This is a genomic window from Solwaraspora sp. WMMA2059 (assembly GCF_027497315.1).
Lineage (GTDB): Bacteria > Actinomycetota > Actinomycetes > Mycobacteriales > Micromonosporaceae > Micromonospora_E.
Genome location: NZ_CP114908.1, coordinates 817,908 through 834,790 on the forward strand (window position 1 = coordinate 817,908; position 16,883 = coordinate 834,790).

The 16,883-nt window shown below is 73.2% G+C and carries 16 protein-coding genes and 1 pseudogene; 12 read left to right on the forward strand and 5 right to left on the reverse strand.

Annotation, left to right across the window (positions count from 1 at the left end):
• The 4 genes and pseudogenes from O7553_RS03745 to aroA all read right to left on the reverse strand — a co-directional run.
• Positions 1 to 783 (reverse strand): annotated as a pseudogene (locus tag O7553_RS03745) (hypothetical protein); the annotation flags it as partial.
• Between the two features lie 84 nt (positions 784 to 867).
• Positions 868 to 1,659 (reverse strand): histidinol-phosphatase, encoded by a 792-nt coding sequence (hisN, locus tag O7553_RS03750; RefSeq protein ID WP_281553487.1) that lies wholly within the window; start codon positions 1,657 to 1,659, stop codon positions 868 to 870.
• Positions 1,660 to 1,725: 66 nt separating this feature from the next.
• Positions 1,726 to 2,874 carry a ribosome small subunit-dependent GTPase A gene (locus O7553_RS03755; RefSeq protein ID WP_281555453.1) on the reverse strand — a complete coding sequence of 383 codons (1,149 nt, stop codon included), beginning with the start codon at positions 2,872 to 2,874 and terminating at the stop codon, positions 1,726 to 1,728.
• 22 nt (positions 2,875 to 2,896) lie between these two features.
• Positions 2,897 to 4,195: a 3-phosphoshikimate 1-carboxyvinyltransferase gene (gene aroA, locus O7553_RS03760; protein WP_281553488.1), complete on the reverse strand. Its 1,299-nt coding sequence runs from the start codon at positions 4,193 to 4,195 to the stop codon at positions 2,897 to 2,899.
• 48 nt (positions 4,196 to 4,243) lie between these two features.
• Here aroA and O7553_RS03765 point away from each other — a divergent pair, with 48 nt between their 5' ends.
• The 6 genes from O7553_RS03765 (at position 4,244) to O7553_RS03790 (ending at position 8,430) form a co-directional block, all read left to right on the forward strand.
• The gene (locus tag O7553_RS03765; RefSeq protein WP_281553489.1) at positions 4,244 to 5,014 is read left to right on the forward strand and encodes an SOS response-associated peptidase; all 771 of its coding nucleotides are present in this window, start codon (positions 4,244 to 4,246) and stop codon (positions 5,012 to 5,014) included.
• A gap of 250 nt (positions 5,015 to 5,264) precedes the next feature.
• Positions 5,265 to 5,657, forward strand: a complete 393-nt coding sequence (locus O7553_RS03770) for a WhiB family transcriptional regulator (RefSeq protein ID WP_281553490.1) — start codon at positions 5,265 to 5,267, stop codon at positions 5,655 to 5,657.
• Between the two features lie 137 nt (positions 5,658 to 5,794).
• Positions 5,795 to 6,421 carry an alpha/beta family hydrolase gene (locus tag O7553_RS03775; protein ID WP_281555454.1) on the forward strand — a complete coding sequence of 209 codons (627 nt, stop codon included), beginning with the start codon at positions 5,795 to 5,797 and terminating at the stop codon, positions 6,419 to 6,421.
• A gap of 332 nt (positions 6,422 to 6,753) precedes the next feature.
• Positions 6,754 to 7,575 (forward strand): sigma-70 family RNA polymerase sigma factor, encoded by an 822-nt coding sequence (locus O7553_RS03780; protein WP_348650132.1) that lies wholly within the window; start codon positions 6,754 to 6,756, stop codon positions 7,573 to 7,575.
• Positions 7,576 to 7,580: 5 nt separating this feature from the next.
• On the forward strand, positions 7,581 to 7,865 hold the full coding sequence (gene rsrA / locus O7553_RS03785) for a mycothiol system anti-sigma-R factor (RefSeq protein ID WP_123607142.1): 285 nt from the start codon (positions 7,581 to 7,583) through the stop codon (positions 7,863 to 7,865).
• 349 nt (positions 7,866 to 8,214) lie between these two features.
• On the forward strand, positions 8,215 to 8,430 hold the full coding sequence (locus O7553_RS03790; protein ID WP_123605236.1) for a biotin/lipoyl-binding carrier protein: 216 nt from the start codon (positions 8,215 to 8,217) through the stop codon (positions 8,428 to 8,430).
• 26 nt (positions 8,431 to 8,456) lie between these two features.
• On the opposite strand, the gene O7553_RS03795 is transcribed toward O7553_RS03790, so the two are convergent.
• On the reverse strand, positions 8,457 to 10,193 hold the full coding sequence (locus O7553_RS03795) for a tetratricopeptide repeat protein (protein ID WP_281555455.1): 1,737 nt from the start codon (positions 10,191 to 10,193) through the stop codon (positions 8,457 to 8,459).
• A 315-nt stretch (positions 10,194 to 10,508) separates the two neighbouring features.
• Here O7553_RS03795 and O7553_RS03800 point away from each other — a divergent pair, with 315 nt between their 5' ends.
• The 6 genes from O7553_RS03800 to O7553_RS03825 all read left to right on the forward strand — a co-directional run bounded on the left by O7553_RS03800 (position 10,509) and on the right by O7553_RS03825 (position 16,837).
• Entirely contained in the window at positions 10,509 to 11,579 is a 1,071-nt protein-coding gene (locus tag O7553_RS03800; RefSeq protein WP_281555456.1) for an SIS domain-containing protein, read from the forward strand.
• Positions 11,580 to 11,619: 40 nt separating this feature from the next.
• On the forward strand, positions 11,620 to 13,137 hold the full coding sequence (locus O7553_RS03805; protein WP_281553491.1) for a PAS domain-containing sensor histidine kinase: 1,518 nt from the start codon (positions 11,620 to 11,622) through the stop codon (positions 13,135 to 13,137).
• 326 nt (positions 13,138 to 13,463) lie between these two features.
• Positions 13,464 to 15,155, forward strand: a complete 1,692-nt coding sequence (locus O7553_RS03810; RefSeq protein WP_281553492.1) for a nitrite/sulfite reductase — start codon at positions 13,464 to 13,466, stop codon at positions 15,153 to 15,155.
• Between the two features lie 19 nt (positions 15,156 to 15,174).
• The gene (locus O7553_RS03815; RefSeq protein ID WP_281553493.1) at positions 15,175 to 15,339 is read left to right on the forward strand and encodes a hypothetical protein; all 165 of its coding nucleotides are present in this window, start codon (positions 15,175 to 15,177) and stop codon (positions 15,337 to 15,339) included.
• Positions 15,336 to 16,097 carry a phosphoadenylyl-sulfate reductase gene (locus O7553_RS03820; RefSeq protein ID WP_281553494.1) on the forward strand — a complete coding sequence of 254 codons (762 nt, stop codon included), beginning with the start codon at positions 15,336 to 15,338 and terminating at the stop codon, positions 16,095 to 16,097. The genes O7553_RS03815 and O7553_RS03820 overlap by 4 nt, the downstream gene beginning before the upstream one ends.
• Positions 16,079 to 16,837: a CbiX/SirB N-terminal domain-containing protein gene (locus O7553_RS03825; RefSeq protein WP_281553495.1), complete on the forward strand. Its 759-nt coding sequence runs from the start codon at positions 16,079 to 16,081 to the stop codon at positions 16,835 to 16,837. The genes O7553_RS03820 and O7553_RS03825 overlap by 19 nt, the downstream gene beginning before the upstream one ends.
• Positions 16,838 to 16,883 lie beyond the last annotated feature (46 nt).

The window sequence follows — 16,883 nt, forward strand, 5'->3', positions numbered from 1 at the left end:
CGCGTACCGGGTCAGACCGAGCACGGCGGCCAGCGTGATCAGGAAACCGACCGCGGCCAGCCACTCGCGTCCGGGCCAGATCTTGTCGTTGAGCAGCAGCAGGCCGACGATGGCGGCCGGGACCGCGCCCGCCGCGTCCATCGCCGCGATGGCGGCGGTGACCGAACCGCGCTGCATCGCCAGGCCGATCAGCCACTGACCGATGGCTGAGTGCACGATCAGCAGGTAGAGCAGTGGTTCGGTGACCAGGTCCCGGTAGCTGGCGGTGCCGGCGAGCGGCCGGGAGGCGACCGCGGCGGCGGAGAAAGCGAACCCGGCGAGCAGTCCGAGCAGGACGGCTGCGGCCGGGCCGTCCAGCCGGGCGGCCCCGGCACCGAGAGCGGAGATCAGCAGGCCGGCTAGGGCGATGACGGCCACCGCGCGGGGGCCGAGCGGGTGCGCCGACGCGGGTCGGGCGGCGACGACCAGCGCGGTGACTCCGACCAGCAGCAGCACCAGCAGGACCACCTCGGCGGCTGGCAGCCGCCAGCCCATGGTCAGCACCCCGAGCAGGGCGGTCACGCCGAGCGCGGCGGCCACGCTCGCCTGGACCAGGAACAGTGGCAGGTCCCGCCGGGCGAGGAAGGCCAGCACGAAGGCGAGGCACTGGCAGCCGAGGCCGATCAGGTACACCGGCTGCCGGGCGAGTCGCAGCAGCAGACCGGGGTCGAAGCAGCGGCGGACCGTGGTGCGGGCGGCGGCCACCGCCTGGAAGAGGTGTGCGACGCCGTACGTGGCGATCATCGCCGCGAGAAAACACCAACCGGTCGACGTCACCCGGCGAGGATAGACGGTCGCTCGATTCGCTCCATCTGAGACCGGCTGCGGTCAGCTGAGCCGGTGCAGCAGGTCGGAGTGCAGCCTGCCGTTGCTGGCCACGGCGCTGCCGCCGGCCGGGCCAGCCCGGCCGGTCAGATCGGTGAAGGTGCCACCCGCCTCGGTGACGATGGGAATCAACGCTGCCAGGTCCCACAGCGACAGCTCCGGTTCGACCATCGCGTCCACCGCGCCCTCGGCGACCAGCATGTAGCCGTAGAAGTCTCCGTAGGCCCGGCTGCGCCACACCGACCGCATGATGTCCAGCATGGCCGGTAGTCGCCCGGACTCCTCCCAACTGGTCAGCGAGGAGTAGCAGAAGCTGGCGTCGGCGAGGCGGCGGATCCCGGAGACCCGGATCGCGGTCGCGGCGGCTGTGTGTCGTCCTGCGTACGCTCCGTGACCGACTGCGGCCCACCAGCGTCGGCCCAGCGCCGGTGCCGAGACCAGGCCGACCACCGGCTGATCCCCTTCCATCAGGGCGATCAGCGTGGCCCACACCGGTACGCCCCGGATGAAGTTCTTGGTGCCGTCGATCGGATCGATCACCCACTGCCGGTTGCCGGGTCCCGCCGCCGCGACCGACGCGCCGAACTCCTCGCCCAGCACCCCGTCGCGGGGTCTGGTCCGGGCCAGGGTGGCGCGTAGCGCCTTCTCCACGGCGGTGTCCGCGTCGGAGACCGGCGTGAGATCCGGCTTCGCTTCGACCCGCAGGTCGAGCGCCCGGAAACGGGCCATCGACATCGAGTCCGCGGTGTCGGCGAGCAGATGGGCTAGGGAGAGATCGTCGGCGTACCGGGCCATGGCGGGAAAGGTATCTGATTACTCACCGCAATGGTCGGATGTCCTACCGCGCAAGGTTCGGCCGGCTCACTCGCGGGTCGCGGTACGGCCCGTCTCGGTGTCCCCGGACCGCGAGTCCAGCAGCCGTCGGTACGACGCCAGCCGGCGCGGATCGGCGTTGCCGGCCGCCACCCAGCCGCCCAGCCGGCACCGGTCGGCGTCGCCGGTGTGCTCGCAGTTCGGCGGGCAATCGAGGCTCCCCTCGACCAGGTCGGCGAAGCCGTGCAGCAGGCTCTCGGCCGACACGTGGGCCAGCCCGAAACTGCGTACGCCGGGCGTGTCGACGATCCATCCGGGATCGCCGGCCGGGACGACCCGCGCGTCGGCCCGAGTACCCACATCGGCATCGTCGGCCGGCGTGTCGGCACCGTCGGGCGACACGCCGGAGTACGGCAGCCGCAGGGCGACCGCGCTGGACGAGGTGTGCCGTCCCCGGCCGATCGCACTGACCGTGCCGACCGCTCGCAACGCCTCCGGCACGAGCCGGTTGACCAGCGTGCTCTTGCCGACCCCGGAGTGCCCGACCAGCACCGAGAGCCGACCGGCCAGGCGGCGCCGCAGGTCGGTCAGGTCACCGCCGGGTCGGCACAGCACGTACTCCAGGTCGAGGTCCCGGTAGTAGTCGACAACCGGCGCCGGGTCGGCCAGGTCTGCCTTGGTCAGGCAGAGCAGTGGGTCGATCCCGGCGTCGTATGCGGCGACCAGGCAACGGTCGATGAACCCGGTCCGGGGCGGCGGGTCGGCCAACGCGCTGACGATCACCAGTTGGTCGGCGTTGGCGACGACCACCCGTTCCAGCCGACCTTCCGGCGTGCTCTCGTCGTCGTCGGCGGTACGGCGCAGCACCGAGGCCCGTTCGTCGATCCGGACGATCCGGGCGAGACTGCCGGCGTCACCCGAGACGTCGCCCACCAGCGCGACCCGGTCGCCCACCACCACCGCGCGCCGGCCGAGTTCCCGGGCCCGCATCGCGGTCACCACTGGAGGCGGGCCGGCGACCGGCTGGGTGGCCGGCGGGCCGGTGAGCACGCAGCCGTAGCGGCCCCGGTCGACCGTGACCACGAAACCGTCGACCGCGTCGTCGTGCGCCGGGCGGGTGCGGGTACGCGGCCGGGACGACCGGCGGGGTCGTACCCGCACGTCGTCCTCGTCGTACTCCCTGCGCCTGCCGGCCAGGATCGGCTCCTTCCCGTCGCGGTCAGTTTCCTGCCGCCACCGCCGACCATAGTGCCGGAAATTCCGGCAGCGTCTTGGCCGTGCACGCGACGTCGGTCAACTCGACGCCCGGCACCGCCAGCCCGAGCACGGCGGCGGCGTGCGCCATCCGGTGGTCGTCGTAGGTGCGGAACACCGCGCCGTGCAGCGGTTCGGGGGCGATCTCCAGCCCGTCGGGCAGCTCGGTCACCGCGGCACCGAGCCCGGTCAACTCGGCGGCGAGCGCGGCCAGCCGGTCGGTCTCGTGTCCACGGATGTGGGCGACGCCGGTCAGCCGCGACGGCGCGTCGGCGAGTGCGGCGAGTGCGGCGATCACCGGGGTGAACTCGCTGACCTGGCGCAGGTCGACGGTGACGCCGTGCACCGTGCCGGTGCCCCGTACGGTCAGCCCGTCGGCGTCGACCGTGACCGAGCCGCCGAGCTGCTCGATCAGCTCGATCAGCAGGCCTACCGGCTGGGCGCTCTGCGCCGGCCAGTCGGCCAGCGTGACCGTGCCGCCGGTGACCAGCGCGGCGGCGAAGAAGGGCAGCGCGCCGGACAGGTCGGGCTCGATCGGCCAGTCCCGCCCGCGCAGTTCGCCCGGCTCGACCCGCCAGGTCTGTGGCACCGAGTCGTCCACCACCGCGCCGGCGGCGCGCAGCATTTCGACGGTCATCCGGATGTGCGGGGCGGACGGCAGCACCGCTCCGGTGTGCCGGACCAGCACCCCGCCGGTGAACCGGGGCGCGGCCAGCAGCAGCCCGGAGACGAACTGGCTGGACTTCGAGGCGTCGACGTCGACCTCGCCGCCGGCGACCTGCCCGGTGCCGTGCACGGTGATCGGCAGGCCGCTGGTCGGTGCGGCGTCGATGCGCAGCCCGAGGTGGCGCAGACCGTCGAGCAGCGGGCCGAGCGGGCGGGCCCGGGCCTGCGGGTCGCCGTCGAAGGTGACCGGGCCGTCGGCCAGCCCGGCCACCGCCGGAAGGAACCGCATGATGGTGCCGGCAAGGCCGACGTCGACGTGCGTCGGGCCATGCAGTGCGGCCGGGACGACCGGCCAGCGCTGCGCGGAGCCGGTGTCGATCCCGGTCCCCATCGCGGCCAGGCCGGCGGCCATCAGCGTGGTGTCCCGGGCCCGGAGCGGGCGGACGACGCCGCCGGGGGTGGTGCCGAGCGCACTCAGCACCAGGGCGCGGGCGGTCATCGACTTCGAGCCGGGCAGTCGGAGGGTGGACCGGACCGGACCGGCGGCGCGGGGTGCGGTCCACGGTTGGTGCAGCGGGACGCTGCTCAGTTCAGGCACCCGTACAGTGTGCCAACCCCGCCGGGCCGACCAACTAGCCTGGGCACCATGTGTGGGCGGTACGCGACCACGCGCAGCGCGGCGGATCTCTCCGCGTTGTTCGAGGCGCTGGACGACACGGGCGGCCCGCTGGCGGCCGACTACAACGCGGCACCCACCGATCCGGTGCCCATCGTGCGGTTGTCCCGGGGCGACCGGGCCGGCCAGCCGCAGCCGCGCGCCGATCCGGCGGCCGCCCGCCGGGTGGTGAGCGTTGCCCGGTGGGGCCTGGTACCGCCGTGGGCGGCCGACCCCCGGATCGGCGCGCGGATGATCAACGCGCGGTCGGAGACGGTCGCGACCAGTAGGGCGTTCGCGCCGTCGTTCGCCCGCCGTCGCTGCCTGGTGCCGGCCGACGGCTGGTACGAGTGGGTACGCCCGCCCGGTGCCCGGCGCGGCGGCGGGCAGCCGTACTTCATGACCCCGGTCGACAGCCGGGTACTGGCGTTCGCCGGTCTCTGGTCGGTATGGGGCCGGGCCGAGCCAATGATCACGAGCAGTGTGATTACCACTGCGGCGGTCGGGCCGTTCGCCGAGGTTCATGATCGAATGCCGCTGTTGCTGCCGGAGGACCGCTGGGCCGAATGGCTCGATCCGGACGTGGACGGCACCGCCCTGTTGGCTGCGCCGGATGACAATTACCTGGACCTCATCGAGATTCGGCCGGTGGGCACAGCGGTCGGCAACGTCCGCAACAACGGCGCTGAACTGGTGCAACGGGTCGCTCCGGGGGGCGGGTCGGGGCCGGCTGGTCCGACGGCGCAGCCGGAGCTCTTCTGACCCTGCGGATGGTACCGCTCCCACACGCGGCGGCGACACCAGGGTCCCGCGTTCGGTGATCGGCCGACTACGCAGGTGGAGGTTTGCCAGTGTTGGGACCGAATCGCCAGACGTATTTTCCCCAGAATCGATGCAGGCCCTTGTCTGCGCCTGCCGAAGTGCGATAGAAACCAGCGCCGAGAGTGGATTCCGATTCGCCGCAGATGAACGATGTTGATCAATGTCTAAGTTCCCACGGGGGAGGTGGGTAATGACACGGGCGCGAATGCCCCGTCCACACGAGGTCGCTGCCGCGCGCCGCGACCCCAGGCTGCTCACAGCGATGGCGGAACGCCGCCTCGACGAGGCCTGGCGGACTCATGGGGTCTGTCAGAGCGTCGACCCGGAGACGTTCTTTCCCGCGCCGAGCGAACCGGCCGACGCGGCAGTCGCGCTCTGCCGTACCTGTCCGGTCCAGGGGCCGTGCCTGGCCTGGGCGCTCGACGCCGGGGACAGCCACGGCGTCTGGGGGGCGACGACCCCACGGGAACGCCGGGCGATGCAGGTGGCCTGGCGGGACTCCGGTGGTCCGGATCCCGGTCCGGTCGACGAAGCCGGCCCACCGGTCCGCGACCGGTTGCTCACCCTGGTGCCGCTGAGCTGATTGGGGCGTTGCCAGGCGGGTACGCCCGGCGACCACGGCACAATGGTCCGGTGAAGCGAAGCCACCCGGACCAGCCGGAGGCGGTGGACCCGGGCGGGCCGGTGGGCCGGGGCGAGCCGGCCGACCCGGGCGCAACCGTGGGCCCGAGCGTCGACCGGCGGTCGGTGCCGACGCCGCGCGGGACCGCCTGGGTCGACCTGACGGTCCCGCCGGTGCCCCCGGCTGGTCTGCTGGTGCTCGGGCACGGTGCCGGCGGCGACGTGACCGCCGCCGACCTGTCCGCAGTGCGCTCGGCGGCGTCCCGGGCAGCGGTTGCGGTGGCCCTGGTGACCCAGCCGTACCGGGTCGCCGGTCGGCGGGCTCCCGCGCCGGCCCACCACCTGGACGAGGCCTGGCGTGCCGTGGTCACCGAGGTGGTCGCCGGGCTCACCCCCGCGCCACCGCTGATCGTCGGCGGACGGTCCAGCGGGGCGCGGGTGGCCTGTCGTACGGCTGCGGCGGTGCACGCCGACGCGGTCGTCGCCCTCGCCTTCCCGCTGCATCCGCCCGGTCGTCCGGAGCGGACCCGGGCGGACGAGCTCGACACCGGTCGGCCGACCCTGGTGGTGAACGGCGACCGCGACCCGTTCGGGGTGCCGGACCCGGCGGCTGGCCGAGACGTGGTGGTCCGGCCGGGTGAACGGCACGATCTGCGGGTCGACCCGGCCGGCACGGCCGACGTGGTGGTCGACTGGCTGGTCCGGCACGGCTGGGCGGGCCGGTGACCGCACGGCCGGGCCGTGTCCGGTGCCCGGTACCCGTCGTTGCATCGGGTGTCCGCGACGCCGAGCCGGCGTCCGGAGCGCCGCGGTGGCGACACCGCCGCGGGAACTCCCAGGCCCTTCCCGGTTCCGGAGCCCGTCACCGGGTTCCGGGGCCGGGACGGGTTGGAATGCGCTACCACCCGGCCCGCGTTACTACCCCGGGAGCTAAGTCTCGATGAAGGGGTGGAGAACCGGTGCGCATCCACATACGCGGCGCGACGCAGCCCGCGGGCCAGCCCGACGGTGGCCGTCGACTGCGGGACGCCTTCGAATGGTCACCCGAATTTCGGACCCTGGAAGGGCTTGCCGCGCCGGGGCCGTCCCGACCCCTCGGACCGGTCCGGCCGGCGTCAGCCGCGCGGCGGGTCGGTGAGCCCGCCCCGCGTTGGACGGGTCAGCCTGCCACACAACCGGTGAGTACGGGCACACCTGGTCGAACCGCGACGGCCGGCCAGCCTTTGCGCGTATCCTCGGCGGGACAGTCGAGGGGGGACGAGCGGTTGACCCGATCAGAGCGGACAGACGAGCGGCGCGCGCGGTTCGAGCGTGACGCGTTACCCTTCGTCGATCAGTTGTACGCGGCCGGGCTGCGGATGACCCGCAACCCGGCCGACGCCGAGGACCTGGTGCAGGAGACGTACCTAAAGGCGTTCTCCGCCTTCCACCAGTTCGAGGAGGGCACCAACCTCAAGGCCTGGCTCTACCGCATCCTGACGAACACGTACATCAACTCCTACCGTCGGCGGCAGCGCCAGCCGGTGCAGGCGCCGACTGAGGAGATCACCGACTGGCAGCTCGCCGCCGCCGAGTCGCACACCTCCAGCGGACTGAAATCGGCCGAGACCGAGGCGCTGGAGCGGTTGCCGGACAGCGACATCAAGCAGGCCCTGCAGCAACTGCCGGAGGATTTCCGGCTCGCCGTCTACCTTGCCGACGTCGAAGGCTTCTCCTACAAGGAGATCGCGGACATCATGGGGACTCCGATCGGGACGGTCATGTCCCGGTTGCACCGCGGGCGGCGCAATCTGCGCGGGATGCTGGAGCGCTACGCCACCGATCGCGGCCTCAACCGGGTCCGCTCGACCAAGCCCGCCGCGGCCGGCCAGGAGGTGTGACGATCGTGCAAGGCGGTGACTCGTTCGACCAGGACTGCCGTCAGGTACTCGCCGAGGTCTACCTCTACCTGGACCTGGAGTGTGCCGAGGAGCGGCGGGAACTCATCCGGCACCATCTCGACGAGTGCTCCCCGTGCCTGCGGGAGTACGGCATCGAGCAGGAGGTCAAGGCGCTCGTCGCGCGTTGCTGTGGCAACGAGACGGCACCGGCCGAGCTGCGGGACCGGCTGCGCGCCAAGCTCAGCGAGTTCGTCTTCGACGCGGACTCGCGGGAGTACCTGCCGGACTGACCCTGCTGCGGGCCGCCGGCCGGGTGGCCCGACCGGCGACCCACGGCATCAGGAGTTGGGGCGCTTGCCGTGGTTGGCGGCGCTCTTCTTACGTGCCTTCTTCTTACGGGCCTTCTTGGCCATCTGTCCTCCCGTCGGACGGTGTCTCCCGTAGACCGGGAGCTGACCCGTTGATGCTAGGCGGGTCCGACGAGCGGCATGCGCGACGGGCACGTCATCGGATACCTTTCGGATGTCGCGCAACCGGCACATGCGGGACGGGCCGGTGGTTACGGGACGGGCCGGCCGATGGGCCGGCGCGAGGGACGGGGCCGCCCGGCGAGCCGGGCGTACGGAGGAGGGCCGGCCGATGGCCGAAGAGATCCGGGCCGAGATGGTGGCCAACGTCTGGAAGGTGGTGGCCGCCGCCGGCGACACCGTTTCCGACGGCGACACCCTGGTGATACTGGAGTCGATGAAGATGGAGATCCCGGTGGTCGCCGAGTCCGACGGGGTGGTGCAGAAGCTCGCCGTCGACGAGGGCGACGTGGTCCAGGAAGGCGACCTGATCGCGGTCATCGAATAGGTTCTTGCGGACCGGTCGACGGGGGATCAGGCTCGGCCCAGCAGCCGACGGATCAGACCGGGCCGGCGCTGGCGCGGGACCCGCGCTGACCGGCCGGCGATCCGGCGTGCCGTGCTGGCGGTGTCCGGGTCCAGCTCCGGGGTCGCCAGGGCCAGGTGGGCCAACGACCAAAGGATCGGCACGGTTCGGTGCCCGGCGACCTCCACCGCGTCGGCGAGCCGCTCCGCCACCACCCGGGCCACGTCCGGGCGTACCGCCGGATCCACCCAGGCGGCGGTGACCAGGGCGAACAGCGCGGCCTCGGCGGCCCAGTCCTCGACACCCCAGGCCACGTCGACGAGCACCCGGCGCCGGGTCGAGTCGGGCCAGGGTTCGTCGGTGCGGTGGTGCAGCATGCCCAGGCAGGCCCACACCTGCACGCACCGCAGCCAGCCGGCCGGGTCGGTGCCGGCGGGATCCGCTGGCGGCGGTGGGTGCACCAGCAGGCCGAGCAGGTCGTCCGCGTCGAGGGTGGCCAGGATCACCGCGCTGTCGTACGCCGCCGGCGGGTGGTGCCAGACAGGCTGGGCGATCTGCCGGATCCGCTCGCACGCCTGCGGCGACGGGTGGTCCAGCGCCGGGTCGGCCTGCCAGCCGGCGTAGCGCCAGAGCTGCCGTACCGAAGTGCGGCGTGGCTGACGGGGATCCGGTGTCGGAGTCCGCTCCACGGTGACCGGTAGTCCGGGCAGGGCCGTGCCGAGCAGCCGCATCGCGCTGGGCGGCTCCGGCTGGCGCAGCGACAGCCGGCTCGGCACCAGGCCACGGGTGAGCGCCCGTTCGAGAGTGGCGACCACCGGACCACCGGCCGCCGGCAGCCGGGCCAGCCAGGGCCGGTCGTGACAGCACTCGGCCAGGTCGTGGTGTTCGTGCGAGTCGTCCGGGTGGTCCCGCTGGAAGTCCGCCAGGGCGATCAGATGGCGCAGGTCACCGTCCCGCCGGTAGCGCAGCCGGTACGCGGTGTGCACCGCGCAGTCGAAGGTGGGGTTGCGGGCCAGCGCCCGCTCGATCCAGTCGATTGCCTCGTCGAGGCGCCCCACGTCGGCGAGGGTGCCGGCGATGTCGGCGTAGATGGACAGGTCGTCCGGGTCGTGGGCGCTCGCCCGGCGGAGGGCGGCGATCGCCGCGCCGGTGCGCCCGGCGCTGCGGTACGCGTACCCGAGCCACACCTCGGCCAGCTTGGACGGCTCGGCGCGGACCCCTTGGGTCGCCCAGTCCAGCGCGGTGGTGATCTCCCCGAGCCGGCGGGCCAGCGCCGAACTGGCGCCGAGCAGCAGGCCGTGGTCCGGGTGTGCGGCGGTGGCGTGCCCGGCGAGCCGCAGATACGGCAGCAGGGGCGGCCGGTCGGCGGTGGGGACCGGGTCGGGCACGCTGGCGCAGATCTGCATCAGCACGATGGCGATCTGGTCCGGGTCGAGCCGGGCCGGCAGGTCCTCGGCACCCACCCAGGGCACCCCGGCCCAGTCCACGGTCGGCGCGTGCCCGGTCGCGGCGGCCAGCAGTTCGAGCCCTTCGCCGGCCCGGCCGGCGGCGGCCAGCAGATGCGCCCGGGCCACCACGGCGCCGATGAAGACCTGCTCGTCCAGCGGGAACAGGTCGAGCCCGCCGCCGGTGCGCGTGGCCAGCCGGGTGAGCATCTCGTGCACCTCGGGCAGGGTCGGCGCGTGTGTGATCGCACCGGCGACGTGGTCGGCGGCGTGCCGGTAGTCACCCTCGTCGAGTGCCATCCGGGCCAGTGCCAGCTCGCCCTCGGCGGCCAGCCGCGGGTCGTGCAATCCCTCGGACACGTTCTTCCGATCCTCGTAGCCGATCGTCCCCCCTGGCTCCGGCAGCCTAGGGCACGAAGCGCCAAACGTCGTACCCCTGCGCATTGCTGCTCGCTTCATTGCGTAAGCCAGCCGAAAAGTGCAAGAATGATCACCGCTCGAGCTGAATCGCGCAGACAGGGAGGCGTCGTGACGCAGCGGAAGCCGGTGGCGGACCAGACCGGGACGGCTGACCGGGCAGCTGACGGGGCAGGTGCCGCCCGCCCCGGCGCCGGGATGGCCGCTGACATCGCCGAACAGCCGGCCGGCTACGCCCGGCTGCTGCAGCCGGCGTACGCCGAGCCGATCGCCGAGGTGGCTGCGGCGATCGCCGGCCGCCGCCCACGCCACGTGGTGTTCACCGCCCGGGGCACCTCCGACCACGCCGCGCTGTACGCCGCGTACCTGAGCGAAATCAGGCTCGGGCTGCCCGCCGGGCTGGCCTCACCGAGCGCCGTGACCCTCTTCGGCGCCCGCCCCGACCTGCGGGACGCGCTCGTCGTCGGGGTCAGCCAGAGCGGCGGCTCACCGGACCTCGCCGAGGTGCTGGCGGTGGCCCGGGAGCAGGGCGCGCTGACCGTGGCGGTGACCAACACCCCCGAATCGCCGCTGGCCGCCGCCGCCGAGCTCACTGTCGACATCGCCGCCGGCCACGAGCGGGCGGTCGCCGCCACCAAGACGTACACCGCCGAGCTGCTCGCCCTGCTGATGCTGGTCGAGGGGATTCGGGCCGGCGACGGGGTGCTGCCGCCCGACGAGCGGGCTGCCCTCGACGCCCTGCCCGCGCTCGCCGACCGGGTGCTGGCCGATCCCACCGCCGCCGAGCTGGCCCTGCGCTACCGGTTCGCCGCCCGGCTGGTCACCACCGGGCGCGGGTACGGCTACCCGACCGCGCGGGAGACCGCCCTGAAACTGATGGAGACGTCGTACCTGCCGGCGCTCGCCTTCTCCGGAGCCGACCTGCTGCACGGCCCGCTGGCGATGACCGACCCCGACGTGCCGGTGCTCGCCGTGGTCGGCTCCGGGCCCGGCGGCACCGCCATGCGCGACGTGCTGCGCCGGCTCGGTGAGCGGCGGGCCGACGTACTCGCCATCGGGGCCGGGGCCGGCGCCATCGGGACCGGCCCGACCGGTCCGGCTGCGGTGACCGGTCCGGCTGCGGTGATCGGGGTGCCCGACGTCGACGAGCGGTACGCGCCGCTGCTGGACATCCTGCCCGCGCAGCAGCTGGCCCTGGCCCTCGCGCTGGCCCGGGGCGAGGACCCGGACGCGCCCCGTGGGCTGGCCAAGGTCACCTCCACCCGGTGACGGCTGTGCCCGCCCCGCCGCCGCATGGCAGGCTACGAGGGTGTCCACGCTGCGTGATCTCGTCGAGGAGCACACCTCCCTCGGGCCGGTCGACATCGACCACCTGCACCGGCTCGCCGGGGAGTGGCAGCTGCTCTCCGACCTGTCCTTCGCCGACCTGCTGCTCTGGGTGCCGGTCGACGCCGACAGCTCGTTCCTGTGCGTGGCCCAGGTCCGGCCCACCACGGCGCCGACCGCGTACCAGGACGACCAGGTCGGGCGGACGGTGGACGGCCCGGAGGTGGCGCACCTGACCATCGCGTACGACCAGGGTCGGATCTGGCGCGAGGGCGACCCCGTCTGGTACGGCAACACGCCGGCCCGGCACGAGGCGATGCCGGTCCGGATGCGCCCGACCGTCGGGGAGACCGGGCGGGTGATCGCGGTGGTCGGCCGGGACACCAACCTGTCCACCGCCCGCACCCCCAGCCAGCTCGAACTGAACTACCTGACCACCGCCGACGACCTCGCCCAGATGGTCGCCGACGGCACCTTCCCGCCAGCCCGGCACCCGGGCGAGACCACCTCGGCGCCCCGGGTCGGTGACGGGCTGATCCGGCTGGACGCCAGCGGCAAGACCACGTACGCCAGCCCGAACGCCCAGTCGGCGTTTCGCCGGCTCGGCTTCTCCGCACACCTGGTGGGTGAGGACCTCGCCGCGCTGTGCCACCGGCTCGCCGACGACCCGCTGGAGGGCACCGACGCAGCCAACCGGATCCTGGCCGCGCTGCGCGGCGAGGCGCCGGCCCGCAAGGAGATCGAGGCCCGTGGCGCCACCATGCTCACCCGGGCGCTGCCGTTGATGCCGGCCGGTGTGCCGATCGGTGCGTTGGTGCTGGTCCGCGACATCACCGAGGTACGTCGTCGGGACCGAGCGCTGATCACCAAGGACGCCACCATCCGGGAGATCCACCACCGGGTGAAGAACAACCTGCAGACGGTGGCGGCGCTGCTGCGGCTGCAGGCACGTCGGGTGGAGCAGCCGGCGGCGCGGGCGGCTCTGGAGGAGTCGGTACGCCGGGTCGCGTCGATCGCCCTGGTGCACGAGACCCTCGCCATGTCCAGCGACGAGGCGGTCGAGTTCGACGGCATCCTGGACCGGGTGGCCAGCGCCGCCACCGAAGTGGCCGCCACCGAGGTCGAGGTGGTCATGCGCAGGGAGGGCACGTTCGGCGTACTGCCGGCGGAGATCGCCACCTCGCTGGTGATGGTGCTCAACGAGCTGCTGCTCAACGCGGTCGAGCACGGCTTCCCGCCGGCCGGCGAGGGCGGCGGAGCGTCGCAGCCGGCCGCCGAGGTGGTGGTGACGGTGCACCGGTTCCGCAAGCAGTTGCACGTGACGGTGGTCGACAACGGCCAGGGACTGCCGGCGGAGTTCGACGCGACCGCGGGCGGCCGGCTCGGCCTGCAGATCGTGCGGGCCCTGGCCACCGGCGAGCTGCGCGGCACCATCGAGCTGCGCAACCGGGCGGGCGGCGGCACCGAGGCGGTGCTGGTGGTCCCGCTGGCCCGCAGGTGACTCCCTGACCCCGCCGGCCGCAGGTGAGCCGGCCCACAGCCCGCCCGTCATGTGGGACGTCGGCTACGGTGCGCTGGTCTGACCGGTACGGATGTGGCAACATTCGTGCCATGACCGCTGCCGTTGAGCGCCGCTTCGTGGCCCGCCGCCACGTCGATTACGGTCGCGTCCGCAGCGCCATCTGTCCGGCTAACTGAGGCACGCCCGACCTTTTTGTGTTCCGGGCGGCATTCCGCGCCGGCCTTCCTTCTGGCCCCGTCGTCGATGACGGCGCAGGTGCCCGTGCCGCCCACCGAGATCGACCCGCAGACACGGAGGACGCCGCGATGGCGCGCAGCAGCACCCCGACCCGACCCGGCCGCCGGCGTGGCGAGGGACAGTGGGCGCTCGGGCACCGCGAGCCGCTCAACCCCAACGAGCGGACCAAGAAGGACGACGATCCGCTCAACGTCCGGGCCCGGATCGAGAACATCTACGCCCACCGGGGCTTCGCCTCGATCGACCCGGCCGACCTGCGCGGCCGGTTCCGCTGGTGGGGCCTGTACACCCAGCGCAAGGCGGGCATCGACGGCGGGCGCACCGCCGTGCTGGAGCCGCACGAGCTGGAGGACGAGTACTTCATGCTCCGGGTGCGCATCGACGGCGGCCAGCTGAACCTGGCCCAGTTGCGCACCATCGCCGACATTTCGCAGCGGTACGCCCGGGGCACCGCCGACGTCACCGACCGGCAGAACATCCAGCTGCACTGGATCAGGGTCGAGGACATGCCGGCGATCTGGAAGGCCCTGGAGGACGTCGGGCTGGAGACCACCGAGGCGTGCGGCGACTGCCCCCGGATCGTGCTCGGCAGCCCGGTCGCCGGCGTCGCCGCCGCCGAGAAGATCGACCCCACCCCGGCGATCGACGAGATCGTCCGCCGGTACGTGGGCAGCAAGGAGTTCTCCAACCTGCCCCGCAAGTTCAAGTCCTCGATCTCCTGGCTGGCCGACACACCGTACGAGGTCAACGACATCTCGTTCGTCGGCGTCGACCACCCCGACCACGGCCCTGGGTTCGACCTGTGGGTCGGCGGTGGGCTGTCCACCAACCCGATGATCGCCCAGCGGCTCGGCGTCTGGGTGCCGCTGGCCGAGGTGCCCGACGTGTGGGCCGGCGTGGTCGGCATCTTCCGCGACTACGGCTACCGCCGGCTGCGGCACCGCGCCCGGCTGAAGTTCCTGGTCGCCGACTGGGGCACCGAGAAGTTCCGCGAGGTACTGGAAAAGGAGTACCTCGGCCGGACCCTGCTGGACGGGCCGGCTCCGGAGCTGCCGGCCAAGCCGCTGGACCACATCGGGGTGCACCCCCAGGCCGACGGCCGCCGCTACGTCGGAGTCGCCCCGGTGGTCGGGCGGGTCTCCGGCGGCCAGCTCGCCGCCCTGGCCGACCTGGCCGCCGAGCACGGCTCGGACCGGGTACGGCTCACCCCGTACCAGAAACTGCTGGTGCTCGACATCGCGCCGGACCGGGTCGAGTCGCTGGTCACCGGGATGCGCACGATCGGCCTGGAGGCCCGGCCGTCCACCTGGCGGCGCGGCACGATGGCCTGCACCGGGATCGAGTTCTGCAAGCTGGCCATCGTCGAGACCAAGCGGCGTGGCGAGGAGCTGGTGGCTCACCTGGAGCAGCGGCTGGCCTCGGCCGGTCTCGCTGAGGACGCCGACATCTCGATCCACATCAACGGCTGCCCGAACGCCTGCGCCCGTACCCAGGTTGCCGACATCGGGCTCAAGGGCCAGCTGGTCGTCGGGCCGGACGGCCAGCAGGTCGAGGGTTACCAGATCCATCTCGGCGGGGGCCTGGGCATGGCCCAGGGGCAGACCGCCGGCTTCGGGCGCAAGGTACGGGGTCTCAAGACCACCGCCGACGAGCTGCCCGAGTACGTCGAACGCGTGGTCCGCCGCTACCTGGCCGGTCGTACCGACGGCGAGCGGTTCGCCAGCTGGGTCGTCCGGGCCGATGAGGAGGAGTTGCGATGAACGAGCGAGGTGAGGTGCGGTGAGCACCGAGACACGCGCGGCACCGCTCTACTGCCCGTACTGCGGGGAGGAGAACCTCCGCCCGCACGCCGACGCGCACACCGCCTGGGAGTGCCACGACTGCGCCCGGGTCTTCACCGTCAAGTTCACCGGACTGCTGGCCCGCAAGGGGGTGTCCCGATGAGCCCGGTGCTCGCCGCCGACCTGAACCTGATCCGGCTCGGCCCGGCCGCCGACCAGCAGCCGACCCGACGCAGCCCGGCCGAGCTGCAGGCCCTTGCCGACCGCGCCGGCCGGGAGCTGGAGGATGCCCCGGCCGAGGAGATCGCCCGGTGGGCGGTGCGGACCTTCGGTGACCGGTTCTGCGTGACCAGTTCGATGGCGGACGGGGTGCTGGCGCATCTGGTCTCCCGGGTGGCACCCGGCGTCGACGTGGTGTTCCTCGACACCGGGCTGCATTTTCCGGAGACGCTGCGGGTCCGTGACCAGGTGGCCGCGACCATGCCGGTGAACCTGCGGTCGATCCGGCCCCGGATGACCGTCGGCCAGCAGGACGGCGAGTTCGGTCCCCGGCTGTTCAACCGGTCACCGGACGAGTGCTGCGCGCTGCGCAAGGTCGAGCCGCTGGAGCGGGCGCTCGGCGACTACGACGCCTGGGCCGCCGGGCTGCGCCGTGACGAGTCGCCTACCAGGGCGAACACCCCGGTGGTCGGGTTCGACGCCCGACGCGGCCGGGTCAAGGTGAATCCGATCGCGGCGTGGACCCAGGCGGATGTGGACGCCTACGTGTCCCGGTGGAACATCCCGGTCAACGAGCTGTTCAAGCAGGGGTACACCTCGATCGGCTGCTGGCCGTGCACCCGGCGTACCACCGCCGGCGAGGACCCGCGGGCCGGCCGCTGGGCGATGTTCGAGAAGACCGAGTGCGGCCTGCACGGATGACCGGGCCGATCGTGCTGGTGGCGCACGGCAGCCGGGACCTGCAGGCGGCGACGGCAACGCGGGCGCTGGTCCGGGCGGTCGCTGCGGCCCGGCCGGGGGTCGACGTCCGGGCCGCGTACCTGGACCACGCCGGACCGCGTCCCGGGGCGGTGCTGGCCGACCTGCAGACTGCCGGCTATCCGGGGGCGACGGTGGTGCCGCTGCTGCTGACCGAGGCGTTCCACGGCCGGGTGGACATTCCCGAGGTGGTGCGGGCTGCGTACCGCGACGGGCTGCGGATGCCGGTGACGACGACCCGGGTGCTCGGCCCGTCGGTCGGTTCCGACGCGGTGGACCCGCTGTTGACTGCCGGGCTGCGGCGGCGACTCGCCGAGGCCGGCACCGGCTGGGACGCCGTGGTGCTGGCCGCCGCCGGCACCCGGTCGGCTCCAGCCCGGGAGACGGTGGCGGTGGCCGCGACGGCGTTCGGCACCGAGGTCGGGGTGCCGTGTGTCGAAGGCTTCGCCTCGGCGGCACCGCCGACTGCGGGGGCGGCGGTCGAGACCCTGCGTGCGGCGGGTGCCCGGCGCGTCGCGGTGGCCGCGTACTTCCTGGCACCCGGCCTGCTCTATGACACGGCGATGGCGTCGGCCCGGCAGGCTGGCGCGGTCTGTGCGGCGGCACCGCTGGCCGGCGCACCGGAGCTGGCCCGGCTGGTGCTGCGGCGGGTCGACTGGGCGGCCGCGCCGGTGCCGGTCTGAGTGGGTGCCGCGTACCGTGGCGGTTGCCGGCTCGGAGCCGCCGGGG

What these genes read in the sequence shown, in the direction of transcription:
- hisN (WP_281553487.1), bottom strand. Translation starts at nt 1,659, where the DNA reads ATGGCCCGGTACGCCGACGATCTCTCCCTAGCCCATCTGCTCGCCGAC.
- O7553_RS03765 (WP_281553489.1), top strand. Translation starts at nt 4,244, where the DNA reads ATGTGTGGGCGGTACGCGACCACGCGCAGCGCGGCGGATCTCTCCGCG.
- O7553_RS03770 (WP_281553490.1), top strand. Translation starts at nt 5,265, where the DNA reads ATGACACGGGCGCGAATGCCCCGTCCACACGAGGTCGCTGCCGCGCGC.
- O7553_RS03790 (WP_123605236.1), top strand. Translation starts at nt 8,215, where the DNA reads ATGGCCGAAGAGATCCGGGCCGAGATGGTGGCCAACGTCTGGAAGGTG.
- O7553_RS03795 (WP_281555455.1), bottom strand. Translation starts at nt 10,193, where the DNA reads ATGGCACTCGACGAGGGTGACTACCGGCACGCCGCCGACCACGTCGCC.
- O7553_RS03800 (WP_281555456.1), top strand. Translation starts at nt 10,509, where the DNA reads ATGGCCGCTGACATCGCCGAACAGCCGGCCGGCTACGCCCGGCTGCTG.
- O7553_RS03810 (WP_281553492.1), top strand. Translation starts at nt 13,464, where the DNA reads ATGGCGCGCAGCAGCACCCCGACCCGACCCGGCCGCCGGCGTGGCGAG.
- O7553_RS03820 (WP_281553494.1), top strand. Translation starts at nt 15,336, where the DNA reads ATGAGCCCGGTGCTCGCCGCCGACCTGAACCTGATCCGGCTCGGCCCG.